The organism is Enterococcus sp. AZ077 (genome assembly GCF_051714965.1).
GTDB lineage: Bacteria > Bacillota > Bacilli > Lactobacillales > Enterococcaceae > Enterococcus_B > Enterococcus_B hirae.
In genome coordinates this window covers 2,737,438-2,762,238 of sequence record NZ_JBIOSX010000001.1, presented here as the reverse complement: position 1 = coordinate 2,762,238, position 24,801 = coordinate 2,737,438, and the positions used below count along the sequence as shown (strand labels likewise).

The window sequence follows — 24,801 nt, the reverse complement described above, 5'->3', positions numbered from 1 at the left end:
GGGAGATGTTTATTCATGAAGTATTTACTCAAAATGATAAAGAGCTGGTGATCGCCGGCAAAAAAATCTGTTATATCAAACAGCATATAAATTTTTCAGACTCTTCGATCAAAGATGATCCGAGGTTTCTGATATTAAAGCATGAAACATTGCAGAGAAAGTGGATCGATCCACCGAAGCAATTGATTGATATTTCATGTGCAACAACCTCTGCCTTGATGATTGAATCAGATGCAATAATTGCGATAGATTATCAGGATAATAACTATCAATTGAGTATATATCCTAGTAAAGCACCCGTTTATTATAACCAGCAACTTGTAACAAAAGGTATATTTACTTTCCAAGTAGGTGATCAGATCGTAGTGGATCAGTGGATTATCGAAAGGCGGGAAAAGCAGTGGCAGATCATCGGTTTAGGTCAAGCGATCCAATTAAATCCATGGGTACTTTCTGAAGTCCCTTATATACCTGAATATCCTAAGCACTTCCCCTTTTTTAGAAGAAGCCCTAGAATCTATCTGGAAGAGCCAAAAGTACAAGTGGAGGTTCGATTACCGAGACACGAAGCAGCTCAGGAGAAACAATCCTTTTTTAAATTGGTTCTCCCGTCTTTAGGTATATTTATCTTAAGCGGAATGTTTCTATTTTTTAGCAATCGAAACCTGCTTCTGATACTAGGTATGTATGGACTTAATTTATTGACGTCCAGTATCTCTACTATCAATTATTTATTAAATAAAAAGAAAATAAAACGAAAAAAAGTGAACAAAAAATAACTATCCAACAATATAGAATCAAAAAAGCTTTTGAATTAAACAGGTTACAGCAAAGACAAAAAGAAGTTTTACAGTACATGTATCCTTCTAATAATCAATTAGCACGAATGACAAAGGAATGTCATCCAAGAATCTATGAACGTCGACCAAAGGATAAAGATTTTTTAACCGTTTGCTTAGGAATAGGCGAACGTCCATCCAGTTTTAAAATTGTTAGTTCTTATTTGGATGAGGATCAATGGAATGATGAAATTCTATCCGATTTTATTCGTCCTTATCAAAAATTAAAGAACGCACCTATTGCGATTTCGTTAGCAACTCAGTCAGTGGGGCTTGTCGGTCCATCGAATGTTTTGCAGGAAGCTCTTCAATCTTTACTATTTCAAATTTCTGTCTTGCACTCTTACCAAGAGGTTGAGTTTATCACTCTTCTTCAAGAAAAAGAATATGAAAAAACATGGAAAAATTGGCGTTGGTTACCACATCATACGTTGCGATCCTTTCCACTTAAACAAAGAGGGCTCCTATTCAATTTAAAAAATCGAGAGTTGGTTTTGAGTGCATTTTATAAGATCCTTTCTAAAAGGAAGCAGCAACTACAACATGCTGATTATCAGAAGATAGCTTTTAAACCAACTTATGTTTTTTCAATTATCACAGAAGAAGGCTTGTGGGAGCATGAAATCAGAGAGTTTTTAACGGAAGAATTAAATCGGTATGGTGTCGTAGTTATTTGGGCGAAGGAATCTATCGATCAGTTGCCTGAAACTGTAACGACGTTAATAGCGTATCAAAGTCAAGATATTGCTATGTTGATCAATCATAAAGAACAACACATTAATCAACCATTTACACCTAATCGTTTACCAACTAGTTATCCACTTGAACAAGCAATTTTTCGCTTAGCTAACTTATTCCATGAAGAAATTGAAAATCAAAATCTGCCAGAAAAAATCAATTTATTAGAGCAATATCAAGTTCAGACTGTTGAGGAGTTAATGATTTCTAAGCGCTGGTTGAACGCAGAGCCAAGTAAGACATTGCGTTCATTGATCGGCTGGCAGAGGAAAAATCAGGGGATCTACTGGGATCTCCATGAACAGGCACATGGACCTCATGCTTTAATTGGTGGCACGACTGGTTCAGGGAAGTCAGAATTTCTGATTACTTATTTAGTGGGATTAGCCATCAATTTTTCTCCTGAAGATGTAGGGATTCTAGTGATTGATTGGAAAGGTGGCGGCCTCGCACAAACAGTAAGTAAGTTGCCACATTTTATGGGTGCGATCACTAATTTAGACCGAGTTGGTACGTCCCGTGCATTGATCAGTATCAAAGCGGAGCTGGAAAAGCGACAAAGGTTACTTGCGACCTATGAAGTAAACAACATCAATGAGTATATGCAGTTATACAAACAACGAAAACAAAGGAACGTTTCTGCGTACCCTGATCAGCCGCTGCCTCATCTTTTTCTAGTATCCGATGAGTTTGCCGAATTAAAAGTCAATGTGCCAGAATTTTTGGAGGAGCTGACTTCAGTAGCGCGGATTGGTCGTTCACTTGGCGTCCATTTAATTTTAGCTACCCAAAAACCAGCCGGAGTAGTCAACGACCAAATCGAGGCGAATAGTAAAAGTAAAGTGGCATTGAAAATGGCAAGTGTTCAAGACTCAAAGGAACTTTTACAAACAACAGATGCAGCTTATGTGTCAAGATCAGGGAGGGGTTATCTTAAGGTAGGAGAAAATGACGTCTATGAATTGTTCCAAAGTGGTTATACAAAAGCACCCTACGCACCAAACCAATCTCTTGAAGATGAACGGATCGTTGCTGTGAATGAATTTGGTCAAAAGGAAGTCCTCTTTGCTCCTACTGAAAAAGATCCGAGGAAAGCAGCGGGCAGTATAGTTACGCAATATGAGGCAGTCAGAAGGTTGATTGTACAAACTTTTCAACAATCAACATTCAGCCAACCATCACAACCTTGGTTACCAGAATTACCAACGTGGTTAGTAATGCCTGTCTTTAAAGGAAATGAACGGAATACATTAAAGGTTCCCATAGGCTTGTTAGATGTACCTCATGAGCAAAAGCAAAGTCATTATTACTATGATTGCGAGAAAAGTAGTCATACCGTTGTATTCGCTAGTTCTGGATATGGAAAATCTACGTTATTACAAACAATTGTTTTAAGTCTTGCAAGACAAAATACTCCAAATCAAGTATGGTTTCATCTAGTTGATTTTGGTACTAATGGCCTTTTACCGTTGAAGAAGTTGCCACATGTCGTTGACATCGTCACTTTAGAAGAAGAAGAAAAAAGACAAAAAATGTTTGTGAGAATCAATCGATCATTGGCGGAGAGAAAACAACTGTTTAAAGAAAAGGGTGCCACAAATCTCTACCAATACCAAGAAAAAACGAGCATCCAATTACCGATCATTTTTATTATATTAGATAGCTACGAGAGTTTGGGGATAGAGGATAAACGAAAAGATTCCATCGATGAAACAATCGTGCATTTACTAAGAGATGGTGCAAGTTTAGGGATTTATCTTATTCTATCTGCAAATCGTGCCGGGAGTATTCGCCTAAATATGATGAGTCAATTTGCAACAAAGCTGTTTATGTATTTACATGATGAAAGTGAAATCAAACAAGTGCTGGGAAGAGAAGCGATTGTTGCGTTGCCTATTAAAGGAAGAGGGCAAGTGATGCTTGACCGACCAACGATATTACAATTTTATTTACCCACTAATGGTCAAAATGAATCAGAAATATTCGAAAAAATGGCAGAAGAAATAACAAATATAGATCAAGACTGGGTAGGAAAACGTCCTGAAAAAATCCTGATGGTGCCCGAACGGTTAACGACAAAAATTTTCAGTCAGTTTGTGCGCAATAAAGAAAAAGACTTGGTGTATCTAGGTTTGAATAAGCAAACAGTTGAGGTGGAATCATTTGCATTTTTTCTTGGAAAGCAGCTAGGTTTATTTTTTACTTCCAATGTACAATTGCAGAGGATGTTTTCATGGTGGTTGTCACAAATGATAGATGTGGAAGAAAATGTTATTTTAATCGATGTTTCTGGAACATTGGAGCAAATAAAAAACGAAGTGACTTCGTATTTTAGCTTGCATGATGTCGCAAAACGAAGTGAGAAATTTACTCATTTCTGGGATGAACTGTGGTTCACGCCAAAAACGAGAAAAATCGTGGTTCTTAATGGACTGGCTGATTTCGTGGAAGAAATGGGGTTACTCTCGGGAGAAGTGGGCAAGTTATTAAATAGAGGAAATTCGTGTTTTCAATTCATTTTTATTGATCTGTTAGCGAAAACTGGCAATTTTTATGGTGGAATGACTCAAATAGTAAAAGAAAATGTTTCTCAGATCCTTTTTGATGGGAGTCTCCAAACTCAAGGATTTGTTGATGATTTTACATTTACAAGAGAAAATAACCCAAATAATAAAAATAGTTTTTACAGTTTAAAGGATGGAAAGTTGGAAATCATAGTAGTTCCTGTCGAAGAAGAGTGAGGGTAAAAATGATAACGCACTAAAAATAATGTACCCGAACAAGAGGGAACGGGCGCAAGGGTTAGCTCCAACAACAGAAGGAAGAATTTTTTGTAATAGCTTCTCAAGTGTTCGAAAATTCATGCGATTTCGAGGAATTAATTCTGGAATGTCTATTTGGTAAGAAGGTATGCTCACCATTTATTCATTTTTACACCTAAAAGAGTCTGGGAAGTCCTTTTTTGTCCCAGACTCTTAACGGTAATTTTTTTTGAAAACTTCTTCTTATTATTGAAGTTTAAAGCATTTTTTTCTGTCTTTGGCAAAAAACTCAGGATCACTCGTAAATAACGTTGGCATAATAAATAGTTACATTTTTTTTTCGAGTAATTTTAATTCTTGGATCATTGCTTTTTTTCGCGGGTATTTTTCTTTTAATTCTTTGATCAACAATTGAACTGAGATCATGCTGTTTGGTAAAGTAGCCATTTCTTCAATATATCTCACCAGTTTATGATAATGATTCCGAGTAGTCATAGTGTGGGCTATTTTCCGCAATTCATATTCATATTTCTGTAATAGTGCTTCGGGAGTCTGTTTTTTTAAAATATTGAAATAACGATTAGCTTCTTTGATTCCAGAGGTCTCTAACACACGATTCAATAATAGATCATAGCATTTTTCCTGTGAATAAAGTAAGCCAATGTCTTGATGATTATGTAATTCTTGGAACAAACGGTTTCGCAACGATATCCATTCGTCTTTTGAACAAGTTTTTTTCAATTGGTGAACTAGATTCATATCTAATGCATCATTCTCAATCAATAACTTAAAAACTTGATTTATGTATGCTTCTTTTTTTCCTAATTTATAATAGAGTTTTTTTAGAGAATAACGATGAAGTTGAACGAGATCAGGAGATTGACGATCCAAAAGCAGACTCTCCTGTAATACTTTTTCTGCTTCTTTGTATATTCTGTTTTTAAGTAAGTAATTAACATATTGTGTTCTGATAGTAGGGGAGTGCCAGTTTTCTTGGATTGTATGTTGAATTTTTTGCTTGGAATAGTTTAAGTACTCCATTTGTTTAACAGATAAAATTTGTTTCTTTTTTTTCAATCCTCTTTTTTTGTCTGCGGGTTCTTTCTTCAACGAGGAAGCAGATTGTTTCTCATAGTATGCTTGATATTTATTGATATCAAAAGAATCATCTGAATAAATATATTGTTGAAAACGTTTTGCTAAGTGGTCATTTTCCTTTAAAATCATCTTTAAAAAAGGACGGATTTGTGAATCTTCCGCGTAGGAAACCAAATATGCGCTGTTATTTGCATCTTTCTTTTGTAAGTATTTATTGTATTCGAATAAAACGGCTACTAAATGGGGACAATGATCGTTCGATAAGCAGGGGCAGCTACAAACCATTTTTTCTAAATAAAAGTGGTCAACGAGGTCAATGATTGCATGATAGTTTTCATTACTAGTAATGTTGGCAGTAATCTGTTTTTGCTTAACCTTAAAGTTTTTTACCTGTTCCCCAATAAAATAGGAGTATCCTAAATCTATTGTAGTTTCTAAAAAATATTCTTTCCAGTTGTTCACCTAATCTCCTCCTTTATATTAATTCTTACTTAATAAGTTTAACGGATAAATGAATGAAAAACAGTATTTTTTTGTTGATACGTAAGTTATTTAATTTTAATATAAATGGCTATTTTTAGGTATATTTTTTATAGTAAAATAATTACCAATTGTTGTTTAAAGAAATTTTTTTATTCTTTCGTGATTGTGAGGGTGTTTTTCAATTTCTAATACAGCAATTTTGTGTAGCAAAGAGTCTAACGTGATATGTGACATTTCTTCCTCTACTTTTGCTTGGAGTTGGGTATAGCTTGCCGTCAATGTTTCTTGAATATTCGCACCAACGATACAATTTGGGTTTGTTTTCGGATCCACTTGAATGAGATTAGTATTTCCTTCAATACTTTTATAAATATCTAAAAGTGAAATTTTTTCAGGAGAACGAGCTAAAGAAGGTGCAGCTTTTCCGACTTGTGTAATAATCAAATTCGCTTTTTTTAGTCGGCTCATGATTTTACGGACATTAGCTGCACTGGTTTCAATACTTTTCGCAATCATCTCACTAGATAACATATCGCTATCTTGAAAAATTGCTATGTAGGCTAAGATGTGGATCGCATCGCTCAATTGTAAAGAATATTTCATACTATCCCATTCCTTTCGACGTTTATTCTTGACTTATTTTAACATACTCTTTAAGATAATGGTGTAACTTAAAAATGTACAGGTTTTATTTAAAAAATTTATCAATGTGAAAAAAGGAGTGGTTAGAATGAATTATCTCATTACTGGAGCAACTGGTGGTTTTGGTAACTATGCTATGGAGTACTTAAAACAGCTCGTTCCTCAGGAAAATATCTATGTGTTGGCGCGGAATGAAGAAAAGGGGAAAACACTTGAAGAAAAGGGTTGGAATGTCCGTTTCGGAGATTATGCTGATTATTCTTCTATGAAAAATGCCTTACAGGGAATTGATCGCTTATTGTTTGTGTCTGGTGCACCTGGTAATCGGCAAGCTGAGCATGAAAATGTTGTGAAGGCCGCAAAAGCAACTGGTGTTTCTTACATTGCTTATACTAGTTTTGCTGATGCCGATCACTCGACCAGTATTCTAGCGCCAGATCATCAGTTTACAGAGAAAGTAATTGCTGATTCTGGAATTGCACATACTTTTTTACGTAATAATTGGTACTTAGAAAATGAATGGCCACTCATTGAACTTGCCTTAAAGAATGGGCGCTTTATTTATTCAGCAGGTGAAGGTAAAACTGGCTGGGCATTAAAACGAGAATATGCCGAAGTTGCAGCAAAAGCACTAGCGAACTTGAACTTTCCAGAAGTTCTTGAATTATCGGGTCAACCGATTACGTATAAAGAACTAGCTAAAGAATTAAAAGAAGTGACAGGCAAACCTATTGATATCGTGGCTACCAATGACCATGAGTTCATCAAAAATTTAGAGGAGGCTGGTTATCCTGAATCTGCTGCACAAATGTTTGCAGCTATTCAAAAAGATATCAAGAATAATCAACTCGATGTTTCCTCAAAAGATTTTGAACAAGCTTTGGGACATCCACTTGTCTCTTTAAAAGATGGACTAGAAGAATTGTTGAATCAATAGTTGTAAAAAGCGGTTGAGACAACGTTTTTAATTTTATAAAACAAGGGTAAATTCTCACAAGTGACAAGAAGTATAAAAATAAGGTTTTTACGGTTGACACTTACCTGCTTACTGTTTCTTATTGAGTTTATTGCTGAAAGTTTAGTCAGTGAAAACCGTGAACAAAAGGTCGTGAAGCATCGTTTAGCTCTGATAACCATAAGAAAGATTTTTTGGAACCAGTTTTTTGGTTTTGAAAAATTCGGACTTATTTCAAAGAGTAGCTGGTTGAACACTGTTTATTCGTTTTCACACCTATTTAAAGAGTCTGGAATCAGGCTCTTTTTTTGCATTTAAGTGATAAGTAGAAGATTGACTTTTTTGAATGTAATAAAAAAAACACTTACGAGAAAATGAGAAATATGCTACGATACTTTTCGTGACAAATTTAAAGGAGTGGTATAGTTGCCTACAAACAAAAAAGAAGGAATTATTTTTACATCACTAATGTGTTTTCTCATGGTCTTAGGAATGAGTGTGTATAATCTCTGGCTTCATGGGGATTTATATTTTTCAAATCTATTGATTGGTTTAGTTCCAGGATTCATCGTGGCGTTTATTCTAGATGTCTTTATTGTTGGTGTGATTGCGAAAAAAATAGCTTTCAAGTTGCCAGTAAATTCAGAAAGTAAATTTCAAATGATCGTAACGATTTCTTGTCTGATGGTCCTAGGAATGGTTACCTGTATGTCGTTGTTTGGTGTTGTGATTGAGCAGGGAATACCTGACCAATTACTTTCAGCATACCTTACCGCATGGAAAATGAATGTGATTGTTGCATTGCCTTTGCAATTACTAATCGTAGGTCCCATCTCTCGATTGGTATTAAGCACGATCCAAAACTAAAAAGATCTTTTAGATTATAAAAAAAGAGGATGCGACTTGTATAGCATCAAGAGATAAAAGAACTTGCCTAAAATTGCGTATACGCTTATTAGGAAGTTTCGTTTATTTTTTGAATGAGCTACTTCAGTCACATGCTCTTTTTTTTAAGAACAATTAATCAAAAAATGTTTGCATCATTTCACGAACCTGTGTACACCATTGTAGTTCTTGCTGGCAAAGTAAAATTCTTCGTTGAATAACGACATAACGTCCAAATTCCTCTTTTTTATTTACTGAAAGATCTGCTAGTTTTGCTTGGTTTTTTTGCATGATTTTGTTTAATTGTTGTTCTCTTGTAAATAAAAGACCCGTCGCTGTTGTTTTATCTAAGGTAGAAAAAGCGTACAGTTTGGCTAAAAATTCATCTTTTTGAGTAGGAGCAGGGGTCTCTTCTTTGATCCATTCTTCTACGATCGCTTTTCCTTCATTGGTAAGGGTATAAATTTTTTTCTGCGAATGTTCTTCGATTTCCATGACAGAAATATAACCTTTCTGGTCTAATTTAGCCAGTGTCGTGTAAATCTGACTGTGGTGAGCTTCCCAGAAAATGGTGATTAATTGTTTTAGTTCATAACCGGAACGAGGTTTAGACAAAAGAACGCATAATAAGATATAGGCTAAAGTATTCATACGATACCTCCTGACTGATTTTCTCTTATTATAGCATATTTTTTGTTTTTGTTTTTACATGTGCATATTGACATGTAAAATAAATCATGTATGATGCTAGATAGAGAAAGGAATGGGGAATTTGGAGAATCAAATAGAAATCAAAGAAGAACTAACAGAGGAAGGACAGGAACAAAGTAAAGGAAAGAATTCAGCGTTAGTAGTCGCTGCAACTTGTATGTTTGCGTTTATGGGAGTTGGCTTAGTAGATCCCATTTTAAAAACGATTGCTGCTCAATTAGATGCAACACCTGCCCAAACGACATTATTATTTACGAGCTACATGTTGGTAACGGGAGTAGTGATGTTGTTTACAGGTTTTTTATCGAGTCGAATTGGTTTGAAAAAAACATTGATGGCAGGTTTGGTCATTATTGTTGTATTTGCTGGCTTAGGTGGATTATCCAATGATATTGGTACATTGATCGGATTGCGTGCTGGTTGGGGTGTAGGGAATGCTTTATTTGTTTCAACAGCACTTGCGACTATTGTAAGTATTTTAGCGGGTAACACTGAAAAAGCTATTATGATGTATGAAGCAGCACTAGGCTGTGGGATGGCTGTTGGACCATTAGTTGGCGGCATACTAGGAAGTGGCTCGTGGCGTTATCCTTTTTATGGGGTAGCTACGTTGATGTTTATTGGCTTTTTAGCATTGGCGATTCTTCTTCCAGAGGCAGGAAAACCACAAAGGAAGGTTGGTTTTTGGGAAGGGGTCAAGGCATTAAGTAATCACAAATTGCGTTCAATTGGTCTGATTGCCTTATTATATAATTTTGGTTTCTTTACGTTGCTTGCCTATGCACCATTCTTATTAGTGGGGTATAGTGAGTTAGAGGTAGGTTTTGTTTTCTTTGGTTGGGGCGTTTTATTAGCAATTGCTTCGATTTTTGTCGCACCAGTACTAGAACAAAAATTCACTACTTACCGAACGATTTTAGCAGCGTTTGTTTTCTTTATTATTTGTTTGGCGTTACTGGGTGCCGGTTCAACTATCCAAATTTTAGTGCCAATCAGCATTGTACTTTCAGGTTTTTTCCAAGGGATCATCAATACATTATTGACAACGATTGCTATGGAGATACCAGGTTTACCAAGAAATGTGGCTTCTTCAAGTTATAGCTTTGTTCGTTTCTTTGGTGGGGCATTAGCGCCATTTATTGCAGGGATCATTGGCGAAAAACTAGGTGAAAGTTATGCTTTTTATTTTGCTGCGATCATTGTCGTAATTAGTGTCTTTTGTATTATCCATCATCAAAATTATTTTGTAACAGATGAAGATCAATAAAAATGAGGTTTTGAAAGAAAGAATAAAAAACGAAAAAAATAGTTAATGACGAATCAATAAAACCTTGAATTTCACATACTGTGTTTCAAGGTTTTTTTTCTGTTATTTGTGACGTTCGATCTACAGTTCTGGTAACTGATATCGTGAGAGGGTTTATTTTTAACATGTGTTTCAACGAAAAAGGTCAATGAATACACTGTTTTTGCCATAAATCATGTTATGATGAGAATAAGACACAGCCAGTAAAAAGTAAGGAAAAGCGATGATTGAAGAATATTTCAAAGAAGTAGGTATCACGTTGGTTGAACTTCCCATCGAGTTGGTGGATGATCGACCCGTTTATGGTGGTTATCTAAAAGAGCTGCCTGTAATCAATGCGACAGGAGAATCTCGAAAAATCATGCACCAGAAACTAGCGAGTATGTATCAAGCCTATCGTGAACAACTACTTACAGATATGGAAATAGAAAAAGAAAAAACAATGAATCTGTCGACAGAAGAATTGTTAAGATATTATGATGGTGAGACATTCGATGGGTTTGCTATTTTTTCTAACGATAATGAAGATCATCTTGGCTAAAATAAGCTATTATCGACTTAAAGTTACGCTAAATGCGTTTCTTTTAGTCGATAATAGCTTATTTCAATCATTGTAGTTATGAGGCATTCTAGTTAAAGCGCTTGGGTAAGTTATTTTTGTTTAATTGATATTTGAAAGACAAATGGAAAATCCCGGCAATCAATAAAGTGATCGTATAAGCAATCGAATGGTGGAACGCTAGATTGTAATTGATCACAGCTAAAATGCCTAAAGCGAGCATATAACTAACATGTAGCCTTTGAACAATGCCTTTAGGACCAATTTTTTGAAGATAAACTTGCCATTTTTCCTGAGTGGGATTAAAATTTCTTTTTTTTATTTGGAAAAAAGTGGCTAAAATCATCACTCCTATAAAGGCAGCGATGTTTAAAGAAATCAAGTATACTAAAAATATCGTGAAAATTTCGAACATAAAAGTAACCTTTCTAACTAAAAAACTTTTCAAGAATCAAAAAATAAAGAAAAATTTTGTCATATTTTTATTGTGAAGACTAAAATGTTTCGTGTGAAACATTTTAGCGGATTTGACCTTCGCCGTAAATGATATATTTCGTAGAGGTCAGTTCATTCAATCCCATCGGACCTCGAGCATGTAATTTCTGAGTAGAAATACCGATTTCAGCACCAAAACCAAAAACAGCTCCGTCAGTAAAACGAGTTGAGGCATTCACATAAACCGCAGCGGCGTCCACTTCGTTCAAGAAACGTTGGCTTGCTTGGTAACTATCCGTAACGATGGCTTCAGAATGTTTTGTATTATGGCGATTGATATGGTCGATTGCTTCATCTAAAGAATCAACGACTTTCACAGCCAGAATATAGTCTAGATATTCCGTATCCCAATCAGCTTTTTCTGCAAGGGTTGCAGTTTCTAAATATTCCATGGCACGCGTATCTGCACGTAGAGAAACCCCATGTTCTACTAATGCTTTTTCAATAACAGGTAAAAAGAAAGGGGCAATCTCTGAATGGATCAACAATGTTTCTGCAGCATTACAAACAGATGGACGAGAAGCTTTTGCATTGACGATGATATTCGTTGCCATGGTCAACTGAGCATCTTTATCGATATAAATATGATTGTTACCAGTGCCAGTCTCAATGATTGGGACTGTGGCTTGTTCCTTCACTCTTCTGATCAAATTTGCGCCGCCTCGAGGAATCAACACATCTAAGTACTCTGTTAATTTCATTAATTCAGCAGCCGTTTCATGAGATGTATCGTCCACAAATTGAACAGCGTAAGGAGACAAGCCAGCATCAGTTAACGTTTGTTGCAGAAGCTTCACTAATAATTGATTGGAAAAGAAAGCTTCCTTTCCGCCTCGAAGAATAACAGCATTCCCTGATTTAAAAGCCAAGCTAGCTGCATCAGTCGTCACATTCGGTCTAGATTCATAAATGATTCCGATGACACCAAGTGGGACACGTTTTTTTCCAATCAGTAACCCATCAGCATTCTTCCACATTTGTTCTACTTTTCCAATTGGATCCTCTAATGAAGCGATTTTACTGATTTCTTCAGCCATATCATGGATACGCTCAGGCGTTAAGCGTAAGCGGTCAAGCATCGTTTCGCTCATCTGATTTTCGGTTGCTTGCTCTAAATCTTTCTGATTGGCTTCAAGTATCGCTCCTTGATTTTTTTTGAGCATCAATGCCATCTGTTTGAGAAGGTCATTTTTCTGTTCTGTACTCATCAAAGCAAGAGTTTGGGCGCTTTGTTTTGCATTTTTTCCAAGTTGATTTAAATCAGTCATACGTGTTCCTCCTTAAATAAGGTTCCAAGTTCTTTACCGGCTAAAAGATCGAAGATAATGGTAGGATTTTTTCCGTTTGCCAGGATCATTGTACTGTTGGCTTCAAAAATACGTAATGCTGCTTGTAACTTACTAGACATTCCTCCTGTTCCAAAGGTGCTGCCAGCACCACCCGCTTGTGCCATTAAACACTCGTCAATGACCGAAACGGTTTGATACATCTTTGCGTCTGGATTTTTTGAAGGATCAGCGGAATAAAATCCGTCAATATCAGATAAAACAATTAATAAATCTGCTGTGATCAATTTTGTAACGATCGCAGATAGTTGATCATTATCACCAAATTTCGTTGTATGTTCAAGTTCATCGACTGCTACAGTATCATTTTCATTAACGATCGGGATGGTTCCCATTGCTAATAACTGTTCAAGTGTGTTGATCACATTGACTCGACTTTGAGGAAAGTCAATCACATCCCGAGTAACGAGGATCTGAGCTGTTTGCTGATTGTAAACACTGAAACGTTGATTATAAATGTTCATCAATTCTGCCTGCCCGATCGCAGCGATTGCTTGTTGTTCCGGGATCGTTGTGGGGCGTGTAGCTTGATTCATTTTGTGCATCCCGACACCAACAGCGCCGGATGAAACTAATACGACTTCTTTCCCTTGATTCCGAAGATCAGACAAGACAAAGGCAAGCTGATCAATCGCAGCGAGGTTGATGTTTCCATTGGGATAGATTAAAGTACTCGTTCCCACTTTAATAACAATTCGTTTGGCTTTTGTAACTTCTTTTCGCATGTGACACCTCTAACTAAATACACGTTTTGATTTCGTTCTATTCTACTTGTTTTACACCATAAAGTCATGTATAAAATTTATTTTTTTATGACAGCAGTATTTTATTCATCTTAACATAAATTAATGAAGAATTTTTTAAGTCGTCCTTTTGGTATCATGAATATGGTAAAATAAATATAGTCTATTTTGGGAGGAAATTCGGTGAGAAAAAGAGGATTTGAAGTTATTTCAACATATGCACAACAAAAGATACAATTACCTCAACGAGCAACTCATCATGCTGCTGGATATGATTTTGAAGCGGCAGAAGATATTGTTATTCCAAGTATTTGGAAAGCTGGATTAAAACAAGGGATAACAGCTCTTTCAGAGGTATTGAAAAATGAAGAAACAACAGTCGACGAGAAAAAATTAAAACCAGTTCTTGTTCCTACTGGGATCAAAGCCTATATGGGAGAAGATGAATTTTTACAGTTAGCCAATCGTTCAAGTAATCCGTTGAAGCGTTTTTTAGTTTTAAGTAATGGAGTAGGTGTCATTGATAGTGATTACTATAATAATGATGCAAATGAAGGGCATATCATGTTCCAATTTACTAATTTTGGTTTGAAGGATGTTGTCATCAAAAAAGGTGAGCGAATTGGACAAGGAATTTTCTTACCATTCTTAAAAGCAGATCAAGACCAAACAGAACAGGCCCGTAAAGGTGGCTTTGGTTCATCAGATGTATAACTACTCAAGGTTTATTTAATTCAAAAATAATTATTTAAAGGAGGCGGGACAATGGCAAAAAAAGCGAAAGTCCAGTTTGTTTGCCAAAATTGTGGCTATGTTTCGCCTAAATTCTTAGGGCGTTGCCCAAATTGCGGGAAATGGAACACGATGGTCGAGGAAATCGAGCAAGATACGACTGACCGTAGAACACGAACAAGTTTGACTGGAGAAAAAGCCAAACCAACGAAAATTGCAGAAGTGATTCCTAAAAAGGAACCACGAGTCAAAACAAAATTAGATGAATTGAATCGTGTTTTGGGTGGGGGCGTAGTTCCGGGGTCAATGATTTTGATTGGTGGCGATCCAGGCATCGGTAAATCCACATTACTTTTACAAGTATCCCAACAATTAGCTGATATCGGCGGGAAAGTATTATATGTTTCTGGAGAAGAAAGTGCAGAACAAATTAAATTACGTGCCGAGCGTTTGGGCTCAATCAATACAGAATTTTACTTATATGCTGAAACTGATATGAATGAAATTAGCCGTGCCATCGAACAGATTTCACCAGATTATGTGATCATTGATTCGATTCAAACGATGACACAACCTGATATTACGAGTGTAGCAGGGAGTGTCAGTCAAGTGAGAGAAACGACTGCTGAGTTGTTGAAAATAGCGAAAACAAATGGGATTGCGATTTTTATCGTAGGACATGTAACAAAAGAAGGATCGATTGCGGGTCCACGTATGCTTGAACATATGGTTGATACTGTTTTGTATTTTGAAGGAGAACAGCATCATAGTTTTCGTATTTTGAGAGCAGTAAAGAATCGATTTGGTTCAACAAATGAAATTGGTATATTTGAAATGCATGAACATGGATTAGAAGAAGTTGCGAATCCTTCCCAAATCTTTTTGGAAGAACGATTAGAAGGAGCAACAGGCTCAGCGATTGTTGTGGCGATGGAAGGTACCCGCCCAATTTTAGTGGAAATCCAAGCACTGGTAACACCAACAATGTATGGAAATGCTAAACGAACCACTACTGGCTTAGATTTTAACCGAGTATCATTGATCATGGCAGTTCTCGAAAAACGAGCAGGCTTACTGTTGCAGAATCAAGATGCTTACTTAAAAGCAGCAGGTGGGGTAAAATTAAATGAACCAGCCATTGATTTAGCGATTGCTGTGAGTATTGCTTCCAGTTACAAAGAAAAAGGGACACAACCGACAGAATGTTTTATTGGCGAAATCGGGTTGACGGGCGAAATTCGCCGTGTCAGTCATATTGAACAGCGTGTCAAAGAAGTACAAAAGCTGGGTTTCACAAAAGTTTATTTGCCAAAGAACAATCTAGGAGGGTGGAATCCTCCGACTGGCATTGAAGTCGTAGGTGTCGCTACCTTGGCGGAAACGTTAAAACGTGTCTTTCGTTAAAAATAGTAAAATTAAAGAAATGGAGGAAAGAGTATGCAAAAACGTGTCATCACCTTGCTGATGATTATTGTCGGTGCCAGCTTAGGTATTTCTTTTTTACCAATGGCTTGGCAGACAATTGGTCAGCAAACAAATGGATGGCTGAATAATACATTTACCAATAGTCTGTTAGGTGCACTTATTTTCTTTTTATTGTCTTTGCTATTGGCAAAACATATCTCAGCTGTTATCAAGCAAATTGAGGAAAAATTAAGTGAGGTTAGTTTAACTTACCTATTGTTTGGTGCAATTGGTGGGATTATCGGGCTAACTTTAGGTGTAATTATTTCAACGCCACTATATAATTTGAAAATTCCGTTTGTAAATAGTGTTCTTCCCATCTTATTAATGGTTATTTTAGGCTATTTAGGATTCAGGATGGGAACCACTCGAATCGATGAATGGAAAAAAATCTTTGGTTCAAGAAACAAGAAAGTGGAACAAGAAACACCTAGTCAAGTGGAGAGCCAAATACTGGAACGAAAATTAGGCGAGAACTTTCATAAATACAAGATCTTAGATACTAGCGTGATCATTGATGGACGAATCTATGACATCACCAAAACTGGTTTTTTAGAAGGCACACTGATGATTCCGAATTTTGTGCTTTATGAATTACAGTATATTGCTGATTCTGGCGATAGCCTAAAACGTGTTCGCGGACGCCGCGGGCTGGATATCCTCAATGCTTTGCAAAAAGAAGAAGGAATCTCTGTTGAAATGTATGACGGTGATTTTGAAGATATCACTGAAGTGGACAGCAAATTGATCAAATTAGCGAAACTTTTAGATGGTGTCATCGTGACAAATGATTATAACTTAAATAAAGTCTCAGAGTTTCAAAATGTACCAGTGTTGAATATCAATGCTTTAGCGAATGCAGTAAAACCGGTAGTTATTCCAGGTGAAAACATGAATGTTTTAGTCGTAAAAGCAGGAACAGAACGTCAACAAGGGGTTGCTTATCTCGATGATGGCACCATGGTGGTCGTGGAAGATGGACAGCATTATATGAACGAACATATCGAAGTGGTTGTTACAAGTGCCTTACAAACAGCTGCCGGGCGGATGATTTTTGCAAAACCAGCCCATGCAGGTCGTGGGATCGATAATAAAGACAATAAAAAAGAAACTGAAAAAAGTAAACATGCTTAACGAAAGAAAAATCGGAATATGAGTATAAAAAGTAGCCAACTGGTAAGGAAATTCAACCAGTTGGCTTTACTATTTCCCATATTAAAGGTAAAATTTGTGCTGAGTGGCTTTCATTTTAATGAAAAAGCCTTTAAGAAATATGAGGATGTAAAACAGAACATGTTTTTCGTGTTTTGTCTCATATTTTAAAATCTAGTTTGAAAGAAGAGGAAGAAAATGACGAAAGTACGCGTACGCTATGCACCAAGTCCAACTGGGCACTTACATATTGGGAATGCTCGAACAGCATTGTTCAATTATCTATTTGCTCGCCACAACGATGGAGACTTTATTATTCGTATTGAGGACACAGACCAAAAACGAAACATTGAAGATGGTGAAAAGAGCCAATTGGAAAATTTGGCTTGGTTAGGTATCGATTGGGATGAATCTCCTGAAAATCCTGGAGAATATGGTCCTTATCGTCAATCTGAAAGAAAAGAAATTTATCAGCCTTTGATTGATCAACTTCTTGCAAGTAATCGGGCATACAAATGTTACTGTACAGAAGAAGAGTTAGAAGCAACTCGTGAAGAACAACGTGCACGTGGAGAAATGCCTCATTATGCGGGTACTTGTGCAAATCTAACACCAGAAGAACAAGCAGAAAAAGAAGCGCAAGGGATTGAACCAGTGATCCGATTCCGTGTACCACGTAATACGGAATATGCGTTCAAAGATATGGTCAAAGGGGATATCACTTTTGAATCAGATAATATCGGTGGCGACTATGTCATTCAAAAACGTGATGGTATGCCAACATATAACTTTGCTGTAGCTGTAGATGATCATATGATGAAGATTACTCATGTCTTACGTGGGGATGACCATATTGCAAATACACCTAAACAATTGATGATCTATGAAGCTTTTGGTTGGACACCACCAACATTCGGTCACATGACATTGATCATCAATACAGAAACTGGGAAAAAACTAAGTAAACGTGATGAATCGATTTTACAATTTATCGAACAGTATCGTGAATTAGGTTACTTACCAGAAGCAATGTTCAACTTTATTGCATTATTAGGTTGGTCACCAGTAGGCGAAGACGAAATTTTCAACCAAGAAGAATTGATCAACATGTTTGATCCAAATCGTTTGAGTAAATCACCTGCAGCCTTCGATGCGAAGAAATTACAATGGGTGAATAACCATTACATGAAAGAAATGGATTTAGATAAGTTAACAGACATGTGCTTGCCTTATTTGATCGCTGACGGTCGAGTACAAGAAAATCCTGATGAAAAAACGATCGAATGGGTCAAAAGAATCGTTAGTCTGTATCAACCACAAATGAGTTACGCAGCTGAAATCGTAGAAGCTTCTTCCTTATTCTTCAATGAACATCCTGTATTGAACGATGCGGCTAAAGAAGTATTAGCAGGCGAAACTGTTCCACTTGTTCTTAATGCGTTTAAAGCACAACTAGAACAAATGGAAGTCGTGGATGCCCCAACCGTAAAAGCAGCAATCAAAGCTGTCCAAAAAGAAACTGGCGTTAAAGGTAAAAATCTTTTCATGCCGATCCGAGTAGCTGTTTCAGGACAAATGCACGGACCAGAATTACCAGATACGATCGAATTGCTTGGTCGTGAAAAATCATTAGCACATTTAAATCAAGTCATCAACTAAACACGATGAACAGAAAGAAGTAAGTAATCATTGATCTCAAGAGAGGTGACGGGCGGTGGAAGTCACTGATCGATGTTTACTGAAATGCCTCTGGGAGTGGTTTCGGCGAGTGAAATAGACACATCTCTTTGTGACGAATTTCAGGTAGTCGAGAACGTATAAGCTTACGTTAACAGCTAGAGGTAATCATATCTGATTATAAATAAAAGTGGAACCACGCCAATTAGCGTCTTTTAATAAGGAAACTTGTTAAAGGCGCTTCTTTATTTGTCAGAGAACTACATAAATTATTGAGAGGAAGGAGCGATGACGATGGGGTGGTTTGCCCGAGCGGTAGAGGCAGCTAAAAAAAATGACCCGGCTGCTCGTTCAACATTAGAAATCGTTTTGACATATCCAGGGTTTCATGCCTTATTTTGGCATCGGGTGTCACATTACTTATATCAGCATAAACTTTACTTGCTGGCAAAAATCAATGCACAATTTTGGCGATTTATAACAGGAATCGAGATACATCCTGGAGCCCAGATCGGACAAGGTGTTTTTATCGATCATGGGATGGGGATCGTGATTGGAGAAACCGCAGAGGTCGCTGATGATGTAGTTCTTTTTCATGGAGTTACGTTAGGTGGTACAGGTAAAGAAACGGGCAAAAGGCATCCCACAGTGAAACAAGGGGCAATGCTTTCTGCCAATGCTCAAATATTAGGACCGGTCACGATTGGGAAACATACGAAGATTGGTGCCGGTGCAGTCGTTTTAAAAGACATTCCAGATTATGCTACAGCCGTGGGGGTTCCTGCAAAAGTAGTACGGATTAATGGAGAAAAAGTGAGGAGATCAGAATGATAAAAATTTACAATACATTGACTAGACAAAAAGAGGAATTTGTACCGATTCAAGCAGGAAAAGTCGGTATGTACGTGTGTGGTCCGACTGTTTATAACTATATTCATATTGGAAATGCCCGCAGCACGATTGCTTTTGACACGATTCGACGCTACTTTGAATATCGGGGATATCAAGTCGATTATGTTTCCAATTTCACTGATGTAGATGATAAAATCATTCGTGCTGCTAATGAATTAGGGATCACGGCGCCAGAAGTAGCCAACCGTTTTATCCAAGCATTTGAAGAAGATACCAAGGCGTTGAATGTGGAGCCAGCTACTGCGCATCCTCGTGTGATGGAACATATGTCAGATATTATTTCTTTCATCCAAGTATTGATCGAAAAAGGTTATGGATATGAATCAAATGGCGATGTCTACTACCGTACAAGAAAATTTCCAACCTATGGACAACTTAGTGATCAATCGATTGATGAGTTAGAAGTGGGCGCGAGTCAACGGACGGGAGCAGAACAAAGTCAGAAAGAAGATCCGCTTGATTTTGCACTATGGAAAAAAGCAAAACCTAATGAGATCTCTTGGGATTCTCCATGGGGACCCGGACGTCCAGGATGGCATATCGAATGTTCCGTTATGGCAACGAAACATTTAGGGGAAACAATTGATATCCATGGTGGTGGGCAAGATTTAGAGTTTCCACACCATGAAAATGAGATTGCCCAAAGCGAAGCAAAAACGGGAAAGAAATTTGCCAATTATTGGATGCACAATGGTTACGTCACGATTGGCGATGATGATCAGAAAATGAGTAAATCATTAGGTAACTTTATTACTGTCCATGAAATGATCCAAACAGTAGATCCACAAGTGTTACGCTTCTTCATGGCAACAACTCAATATCGCCGACCGATTCGTTATAGTGAGGCAACGATGAAGGAAGCAGCGACAAACTTGCAACGCTTAAGAAATACATTTGATAATCTTAAATTCCGCCTAGCAACAGCAGAAAAATCTCTGGCGGATGACACAAAGTATTTAGCTGAGCTTGAACAAATCGAACAACGCTTTATTGAAGAAATGGACGACGATTTTAATGCTGCGAATGGAATTACCGTCGTTTATGAATTGGCAAAATGGTTAAACACGTATTTGGAGAAAACAACTGTTTCAGCGGATGTTCTAGCCAAAGGGGAAGCATTATTTACCCAATGGTTGGCTATTTTTGGTATTTTATTTACATCTGAGGAATTACTTGATGAAGAGATCGAACAGTTGATCGAAGAACGTACGCAAGCAAGAAAAAATCGTGATTTTGCCCGTAGTGACGAAATCCGTGACCAATTAAAAGAAAAAGGGATCTTGCTTGATGACACACCGCAAGGAACTCGTTGGAGAAGAGAAGCATGAAAGACTATACACAATTAAACGGACTAGCTTTAGCTTATGTAGGGGATGCCATCTATGAGATCTATATTCGTGACTATTTGATCGAACAAGGGGCGACTAAACCGAATAAACTTCATAAAGCAGCCACGAATTATGTTTCAGCAAAAGCACAAGCCTATCTGATCAAAGAGATGCTAGAAGAAAAATTGATGACACCAGAAGAAGAAACTTTTTATCGTCGTGGTAGAAATGCCAAAAGTCATACAAGTGCAAAAAATGCAGATGTCACAACTTATCGAATTGCCACAGGTTTTGAAGCTTTGATGGGGTATCTGCATTTGACGAAACAAACAGAACGGTTAGAAGAATTAATTGAATGGTGTATCCAGAAAGTCGGTGAAAAAAATGGGTAGAGAACAAAAAGAACGTCATTATAACAAACGTAAAAAAGCAACGAAACAGCCAATGAACGCTTTATCACAGAAAAAATCGCAAAAAAAGCGAAACCATTATGACACTTCCTATGAACCTGTAGTTGGGGAGAAAAAAGAGGAAGCAATCGAAGATAATTTTGTCTTTGGTCATCATGCAGCAGTAGAAGCCTTACAACAAGGCAGAGGGAATAAATTATTTTTACAAGAGGACTCACGGGGAGAAAAAACCGAAGAGTTAAAGAACATTGCTAGAGATCAAGCTGTACCAGTTAAATGGGTTCCAAAACAAAAATTAGATACCTTAAGTGATCATGGTGTACATCAAGGAGTAGTTTTAGCGATTACCCCGTATGAATATTTATCTTTAGACCAGCTTCTTCAGCAAACCAAAGAAAAAACAGAAACACCTTTCTTTGTCATTTTAGATAGTATTGAAGATCCTCACAATTTTGGTTCGATCCTACGAACAGCGGATGCAAGTGGGGTAGATGGCGTAATCATTCCTAAGCATCGGGCGGTAGGCATTACGCCAATCGTTACAAAAACCTCTACTGGAGCAGTCGAACATGTACCTGTAGCACGAGTGACCAATCTTGTTCAAGCAGTCCAACAACTAAAAGAAGCCGGTTTTTGGGTTTTTGGGACAGATATGGATGGTACAAATTTCCAAAAATGGAATGCAAAAGGCGCTATTGCTTTAGTGATTGGTAATGAAGGACGAGGAATGAGTCCTGGATTGAAAAAAGAAATGGACGAACTTTTGACCATTCCAATGGTCGGTCACGTTCAAAGTTTGAATGCGAGTGTTGCTGCTGGATTGTTGATGTATCAAGCTTTTTCTCAACGTCAAGGAGAGTGATCAGATGAAAAAGCAGCTCCTGATTGTTGATGGTTATAACATGATCGGTTCTTGGCCAGAACTCGTTTTGTTGAAAAAACAAGAAAAGATGGCGGATGCTAGAGAAGCTTTGTTGCATCGTTTGTCAAATTATGCCAAATACGAAGGAATTGAAGTGATAGTTGTTTTTGATGCACAATTGGTTCCAGGCATTCAGCAAAACTATAAGAAATACCAATTAGAAGTCGTCTTTACAAAAGAAGATGAAACGGCAGATAGCTATATTGAACGTATTGCTGGTCAATTAAATGATCGTTTAACGCAAGTAACTGTTGCCACGAGTGACTTAGCCGAGCAATGGATGATCTTTTCACAAGGGGCTTTGCGGACTTCTGCCTATGAATTATATAAAACGATCCAGAAAACAGAGAAAAACATTGCACAAGATAATATAAATATGCAATTTGATAATTTTCGTCGTAATTCGCCTTGGAGTAAAGAACAATTAGAAAAATTGTCCCAAAAGTTAGACGATTTAATGCGAAAAGATAGATAACATAGTTATATGATTAGTCAATCGGATGATTGATGGTAAGATTCCTCCATAATCGAAAGAGATGGAGGAATTATTTTATGTCTGAGGAGTTATTGCGCGCCGCACGTGACGGTGATGAAGAAGCATTCGCTATCCTATATCAAAAATATTTTCCACTTTTGTTACGTTTAAAAAATATGTACTACCTAAGAAATTATGTGTATGAAGATTGGGAACAAGAAGCAAGGATCGCCTTATATCAAGCTTTAAAGACTTATGAAAATAACAAAGGCGTTAGCTTTGGCAGCTATTATAAAAGCATTATCAGTAATCAAATTTATTCATTATTAAGAAAACAAAATGCCTTGAAACGTAGAGACCAAAAAGATGAATTATCGATTGATCAGAAGGTTGAAACAGAAGGTCCGGACTTTTTAGCAGAAATCACTACTCAAGAACCACTTGCGATGCAACGATTACTGTTAAATGAAGCCATTGAAGATTGTGAAATCAAATTTTCAAAAAAGGAAGCAAAAATATTTTATTATTATATGCAAGGAACCGATTTCAAGAGGATGGCAGAGGAACTTTCGATGGATGTCAAACAAGTCAAGAGTGCGTATAGCCGTGTGAAATTTAAAATAAAACAACATCTCAAAAATTATCATGAGGAATAATTTATAAAATTATTAATGTTTTTCTTATTTGTTTTTATTGCATTTCTTTTTTTTATATGGTAAACTTGAAAATTTTTATAAAGTGTGGTATATTGGGTAATGAGGTGAACTGTATGCCAACAACTTTAGCTACAATCAAAAAAGATTTAGAAGGTCGTATCGGCAGCCCAATCATGCTGGTTGCTCAGACAGGAAGAAAGCGTCAAACAGAACGCCGAGGCGTTTTAACAGAAACCTATCCTTCAGTATTCGTTGTTGATTTGGATCCTGAAGAAAATTCTTTTGAACGAGTATCGTATAGCTATTCAGATGTACTTACTCGAACAGTCGAGATTGAATTTTTAACTGAAGCAGTTTAAAAAGCAAGCGAGCCTAGTTTTTTATAAGGTTCGTTTGCTTTTTTGTTTGGAAATAGGTATGCTGAAAAAAAGAGAATTGGAGGCACTTTCAAATGGAACATTATGTAAAAAAATTTGCAGATTTGACCACTCAAGAATTTTATGAGATTGTCAAAGAACGCATTGCTGTTTTTGTCGTAGAACAAAATTGTCCCTACCAAGAAGTGGATGAAATTGATAGCCAAGCTTGGCATACGTATTTCAAAGATGAAGCAGGGAAAATTTCTGCTTATACACGTATTTTTGAAGAAGATGGAACCATTCATTTTGGTCGAGTGTTGGTCAATAGTGAGCATCGTAAAGAAGGGTTGGGACGTAAGATCGTGCAACGTACGATGGAAGTGATTGAAGCCAATTACCCGCAACGACCGATCGTCATTGGGGCGCAAGTCTATCTTCAATCTTTTTATGAGTCATTTGGATTCGAGGCCATTTCAGATGTTTATTTAGAAGATGACATTCCCCATATCGATATGAAAAAATCGAGCTAAAGTGATCATGACGATAGGTAGCGCAATACAAAAAAGAACAGTTACAGTGAAAACTGATAGCTGTTCTTTTTTGTGTTATTTAGTTGTCTTTATTTTTCAGTTGTCTGATCAACGGTTGCTTGTGTAGTTGGTCGTCCGTTGTTTTCTGCTGTTTGTTGTGCAAGTAGATCACGAATGTCGCTCAAATAATCTTCAGCAGTTGGTTTGGCAGGTGCTTCTTCTGTTTCTTTTTCAGGACGTAATCTTTTAGCGTGGTTGGCTGCTTTCACCACTAAGAATAAGACAAACCCTGTAATAATAAATGTTATGATTGCACTAATAACATTGCCGAAAGCAAACGTAACTCCTTTAGTAGGTGACCAGTCCAAGATAGAAAGGGCGCCTTCCAAATCAGACGTGCCAGTAATCATCGCTACAACCCAGCCTACAAGAGGTGTGATCAAACCTTGAACGATCTGATTGACAATGCTAGTAAATGCACTCCCGATAACAACCCCAACGGCTAAATCTAATACGTCGCCACGCATAATAAACTCTTTAAATTCTTTAATCATTTTTCTCCTCCTCTCACTTATCCTTAGTATAACGAAGAATAAAAAAATATAAAAACGACATGCATTTA

General features: G+C 37.0%; 25 protein-coding genes and 1 other annotated feature. Of the genes, 18 read left to right on the top strand and 7 right to left on the bottom strand.

All coding sequences use genetic code 11. The annotated features are described in order from the left end of the window. Positions 1-5 precede the first annotated feature (5 nt). Both IGL28_RS12805 and essC read left to right on the top strand, forming a co-directional pair. Complete coding sequence (locus IGL28_RS12805; RefSeq protein ID WP_241546328.1) at positions 6-779, top strand: hypothetical protein; 774 nt, start codon at positions 6-8, stop codon at positions 777-779. Beyond that, positions 776-4,318 (top strand): type VII secretion protein EssC, encoded by a 3,543-nt coding sequence (essC, locus tag IGL28_RS12800; RefSeq protein WP_338323332.1) that lies wholly within the window; start codon positions 776-778, stop codon positions 4,316-4,318. Before IGL28_RS12805 ends, essC begins: the two co-directional genes overlap by 4 nt. 348 nt (positions 4,319-4,666) lie before the next feature. Here the strand turns inward: essC and IGL28_RS12795 are convergent, their stop codons facing one another. Together IGL28_RS12795 and IGL28_RS12790 are read right to left on the bottom strand one after the other, a co-directional pair. Further along, complete coding sequence (locus tag IGL28_RS12795) at positions 4,667-5,899, bottom strand: SWIM zinc finger family protein (protein ID WP_010720649.1); 1,233 nt, start codon at positions 5,897-5,899, stop codon at positions 4,667-4,669. Positions 5,900-6,055: 156 nt separating this feature from the next. Beyond that, positions 6,056-6,523, bottom strand: coding sequence for an Rrf2 family transcriptional regulator (locus tag IGL28_RS12790; protein WP_081128958.1), 468 nt, complete (start codon positions 6,521-6,523; stop codon positions 6,056-6,058). 127 nt (positions 6,524-6,650) lie between these two features. On the opposite strand from IGL28_RS12790, the gene IGL28_RS12785 reads away from it, so the two are divergent. Both IGL28_RS12785 and IGL28_RS12780 read left to right on the top strand, forming a co-directional pair. After that, entirely contained in the window at positions 6,651-7,499 is an 849-nt protein-coding gene (locus tag IGL28_RS12785; protein ID WP_053765956.1) for an SDR family oxidoreductase, read from the top strand. Between the two features lie 444 nt (positions 7,500-7,943). Next, entirely contained in the window at positions 7,944-8,384 is a 441-nt protein-coding gene (locus tag IGL28_RS12780; protein ID WP_010720646.1) for a DUF2798 domain-containing protein, read from the top strand. Between the two features lie 153 nt (positions 8,385-8,537). Here the strand turns inward: IGL28_RS12780 and IGL28_RS12775 are convergent, their stop codons facing one another. Continuing rightward, a complete protein-coding gene (locus IGL28_RS12775; protein WP_081128956.1) occupies positions 8,538-9,053 on the bottom strand; it encodes a PadR family transcriptional regulator in 516 nt (171 codons plus the stop codon). A gap of 112 nt (positions 9,054-9,165) precedes the next feature. On the opposite strand from IGL28_RS12775, the gene IGL28_RS12770 reads away from it, so the two are divergent. Then, entirely contained in the window at positions 9,166-10,380 is a 1,215-nt protein-coding gene (locus IGL28_RS12770; RefSeq protein ID WP_128427400.1) for an MFS transporter, read from the top strand. A 262-nt stretch (positions 10,381-10,642) separates the two neighbouring features. Continuing rightward, positions 10,643-10,960 carry a hypothetical protein gene (locus IGL28_RS12765; protein ID WP_010737260.1) on the top strand — a complete coding sequence of 106 codons (318 nt, stop codon included), beginning with the start codon at positions 10,643-10,645 and terminating at the stop codon, positions 10,958-10,960. Positions 10,961-11,048: 88 nt separating this feature from the next. On the opposite strand, the gene IGL28_RS12760 is transcribed toward IGL28_RS12765, so the two are convergent. From IGL28_RS12760 to proB, 3 genes are all read right to left on the bottom strand, one after another. Further along, positions 11,049-11,393, bottom strand: a complete 345-nt coding sequence (locus IGL28_RS12760) for a hypothetical protein (protein WP_010720642.1) — start codon at positions 11,391-11,393, stop codon at positions 11,049-11,051. 103 nt (positions 11,394-11,496) lie between these two features. Continuing rightward, positions 11,497-12,741 carry a glutamate-5-semialdehyde dehydrogenase gene (locus tag IGL28_RS12755; protein ID WP_034700060.1) on the bottom strand — a complete coding sequence of 415 codons (1,245 nt, stop codon included), beginning with the start codon at positions 12,739-12,741 and terminating at the stop codon, positions 11,497-11,499. After that, positions 12,738-13,544: a glutamate 5-kinase gene (gene proB, locus IGL28_RS12750; protein ID WP_010720640.1), complete on the bottom strand. Its 807-nt coding sequence runs from the start codon at positions 13,542-13,544 to the stop codon at positions 12,738-12,740. Before proB ends, IGL28_RS12755 begins: the two co-directional genes overlap by 4 nt. A 201-nt stretch (positions 13,545-13,745) precedes the next feature. Here proB and IGL28_RS12745 point away from each other — a divergent pair, with 201 nt between their 5' ends. The 12 genes from IGL28_RS12745 to IGL28_RS12690 all read left to right on the top strand — a co-directional run bounded on the left by IGL28_RS12745 (position 13,746) and on the right by IGL28_RS12690 (position 24,179). Beyond that, positions 13,746-14,276 carry a dUTP diphosphatase gene (locus IGL28_RS12745; RefSeq protein WP_010720639.1) on the top strand — a complete coding sequence of 177 codons (531 nt, stop codon included), beginning with the start codon at positions 13,746-13,748 and terminating at the stop codon, positions 14,274-14,276. Between the two features lie 51 nt (positions 14,277-14,327). Further along, entirely contained in the window at positions 14,328-15,698 is a 1,371-nt protein-coding gene (gene radA / locus IGL28_RS12740) for a DNA repair protein RadA (protein WP_010720638.1), read from the top strand. Positions 15,699-15,731: 33 nt separating this feature from the next. After that, a complete protein-coding gene (locus tag IGL28_RS12735) occupies positions 15,732-16,892 on the top strand; it encodes a PIN/TRAM domain-containing protein (RefSeq protein ID WP_010720637.1) in 1,161 nt (386 codons plus the stop codon). A gap of 216 nt (positions 16,893-17,108) precedes the next feature. Beyond that, positions 17,109-18,569, top strand: a complete 1,461-nt coding sequence (gene gltX, locus IGL28_RS12730) for a glutamate--tRNA ligase (RefSeq protein WP_010720636.1) — start codon at positions 17,109-17,111, stop codon at positions 18,567-18,569. Next, positions 18,566-18,806 (top strand) — a binding site (T-box leader). It overlaps the preceding gene by 4 nt. Before the next feature lie 75 nt (positions 18,807-18,881). Beyond that, positions 18,882-19,418 (top strand): serine O-acetyltransferase EpsC, encoded by a 537-nt coding sequence (gene epsC / locus IGL28_RS12725; protein WP_010720635.1) that lies wholly within the window; start codon positions 18,882-18,884, stop codon positions 19,416-19,418. Then, on the top strand, positions 19,415-20,827 hold the full coding sequence (gene cysS, locus IGL28_RS12720) for a cysteine--tRNA ligase (RefSeq protein ID WP_053765951.1): 1,413 nt from the start codon (positions 19,415-19,417) through the stop codon (positions 20,825-20,827). Before epsC ends, cysS begins: the two co-directional genes overlap by 4 nt. Next, a complete protein-coding gene (locus tag IGL28_RS12715; RefSeq protein ID WP_010720633.1) occupies positions 20,824-21,219 on the top strand; it encodes a Mini-ribonuclease 3 in 396 nt (131 codons plus the stop codon). Before cysS ends, IGL28_RS12715 begins: the two co-directional genes overlap by 4 nt. Next, complete coding sequence (rlmB, locus tag IGL28_RS12710) at positions 21,212-22,099, top strand: 23S rRNA (guanosine(2251)-2'-O)-methyltransferase RlmB (protein ID WP_081128944.1); 888 nt, start codon at positions 21,212-21,214, stop codon at positions 22,097-22,099. Before IGL28_RS12715 ends, rlmB begins: the two co-directional genes overlap by 8 nt. Before the next feature lie 4 nt (positions 22,100-22,103). Further along, positions 22,104-22,634 (top strand): NYN domain-containing protein, encoded by a 531-nt coding sequence (locus IGL28_RS12705; protein ID WP_034700055.1) that lies wholly within the window; start codon positions 22,104-22,106, stop codon positions 22,632-22,634. Positions 22,635-22,711: 77 nt separating this feature from the next. Then, positions 22,712-23,290 carry a sigma-70 family RNA polymerase sigma factor gene (locus tag IGL28_RS12700; RefSeq protein ID WP_034700053.1) on the top strand — a complete coding sequence of 193 codons (579 nt, stop codon included), beginning with the start codon at positions 22,712-22,714 and terminating at the stop codon, positions 23,288-23,290. A gap of 113 nt (positions 23,291-23,403) precedes the next feature. Then, a complete protein-coding gene (locus IGL28_RS12695; RefSeq protein WP_005875105.1) occupies positions 23,404-23,649 on the top strand; it encodes a Veg family protein in 246 nt (81 codons plus the stop codon). A 92-nt stretch (positions 23,650-23,741) separates the two neighbouring features. After that, the gene (locus IGL28_RS12690) at positions 23,742-24,179 is read left to right on the top strand and encodes a GNAT family N-acetyltransferase (protein ID WP_010720628.1); all 438 of its coding nucleotides are present in this window, start codon (positions 23,742-23,744) and stop codon (positions 24,177-24,179) included. Positions 24,180-24,268: 89 nt separating this feature from the next. Here IGL28_RS12690 and mscL read toward each other — a convergent pair whose 3' ends face one another. Then, positions 24,269-24,733 carry a large conductance mechanosensitive channel protein MscL gene (mscL, locus tag IGL28_RS12685; protein ID WP_010720627.1) on the bottom strand — a complete coding sequence of 155 codons (465 nt, stop codon included), beginning with the start codon at positions 24,731-24,733 and terminating at the stop codon, positions 24,269-24,271. Between the last annotated feature and the right edge of the window lie 68 nt (positions 24,734-24,801).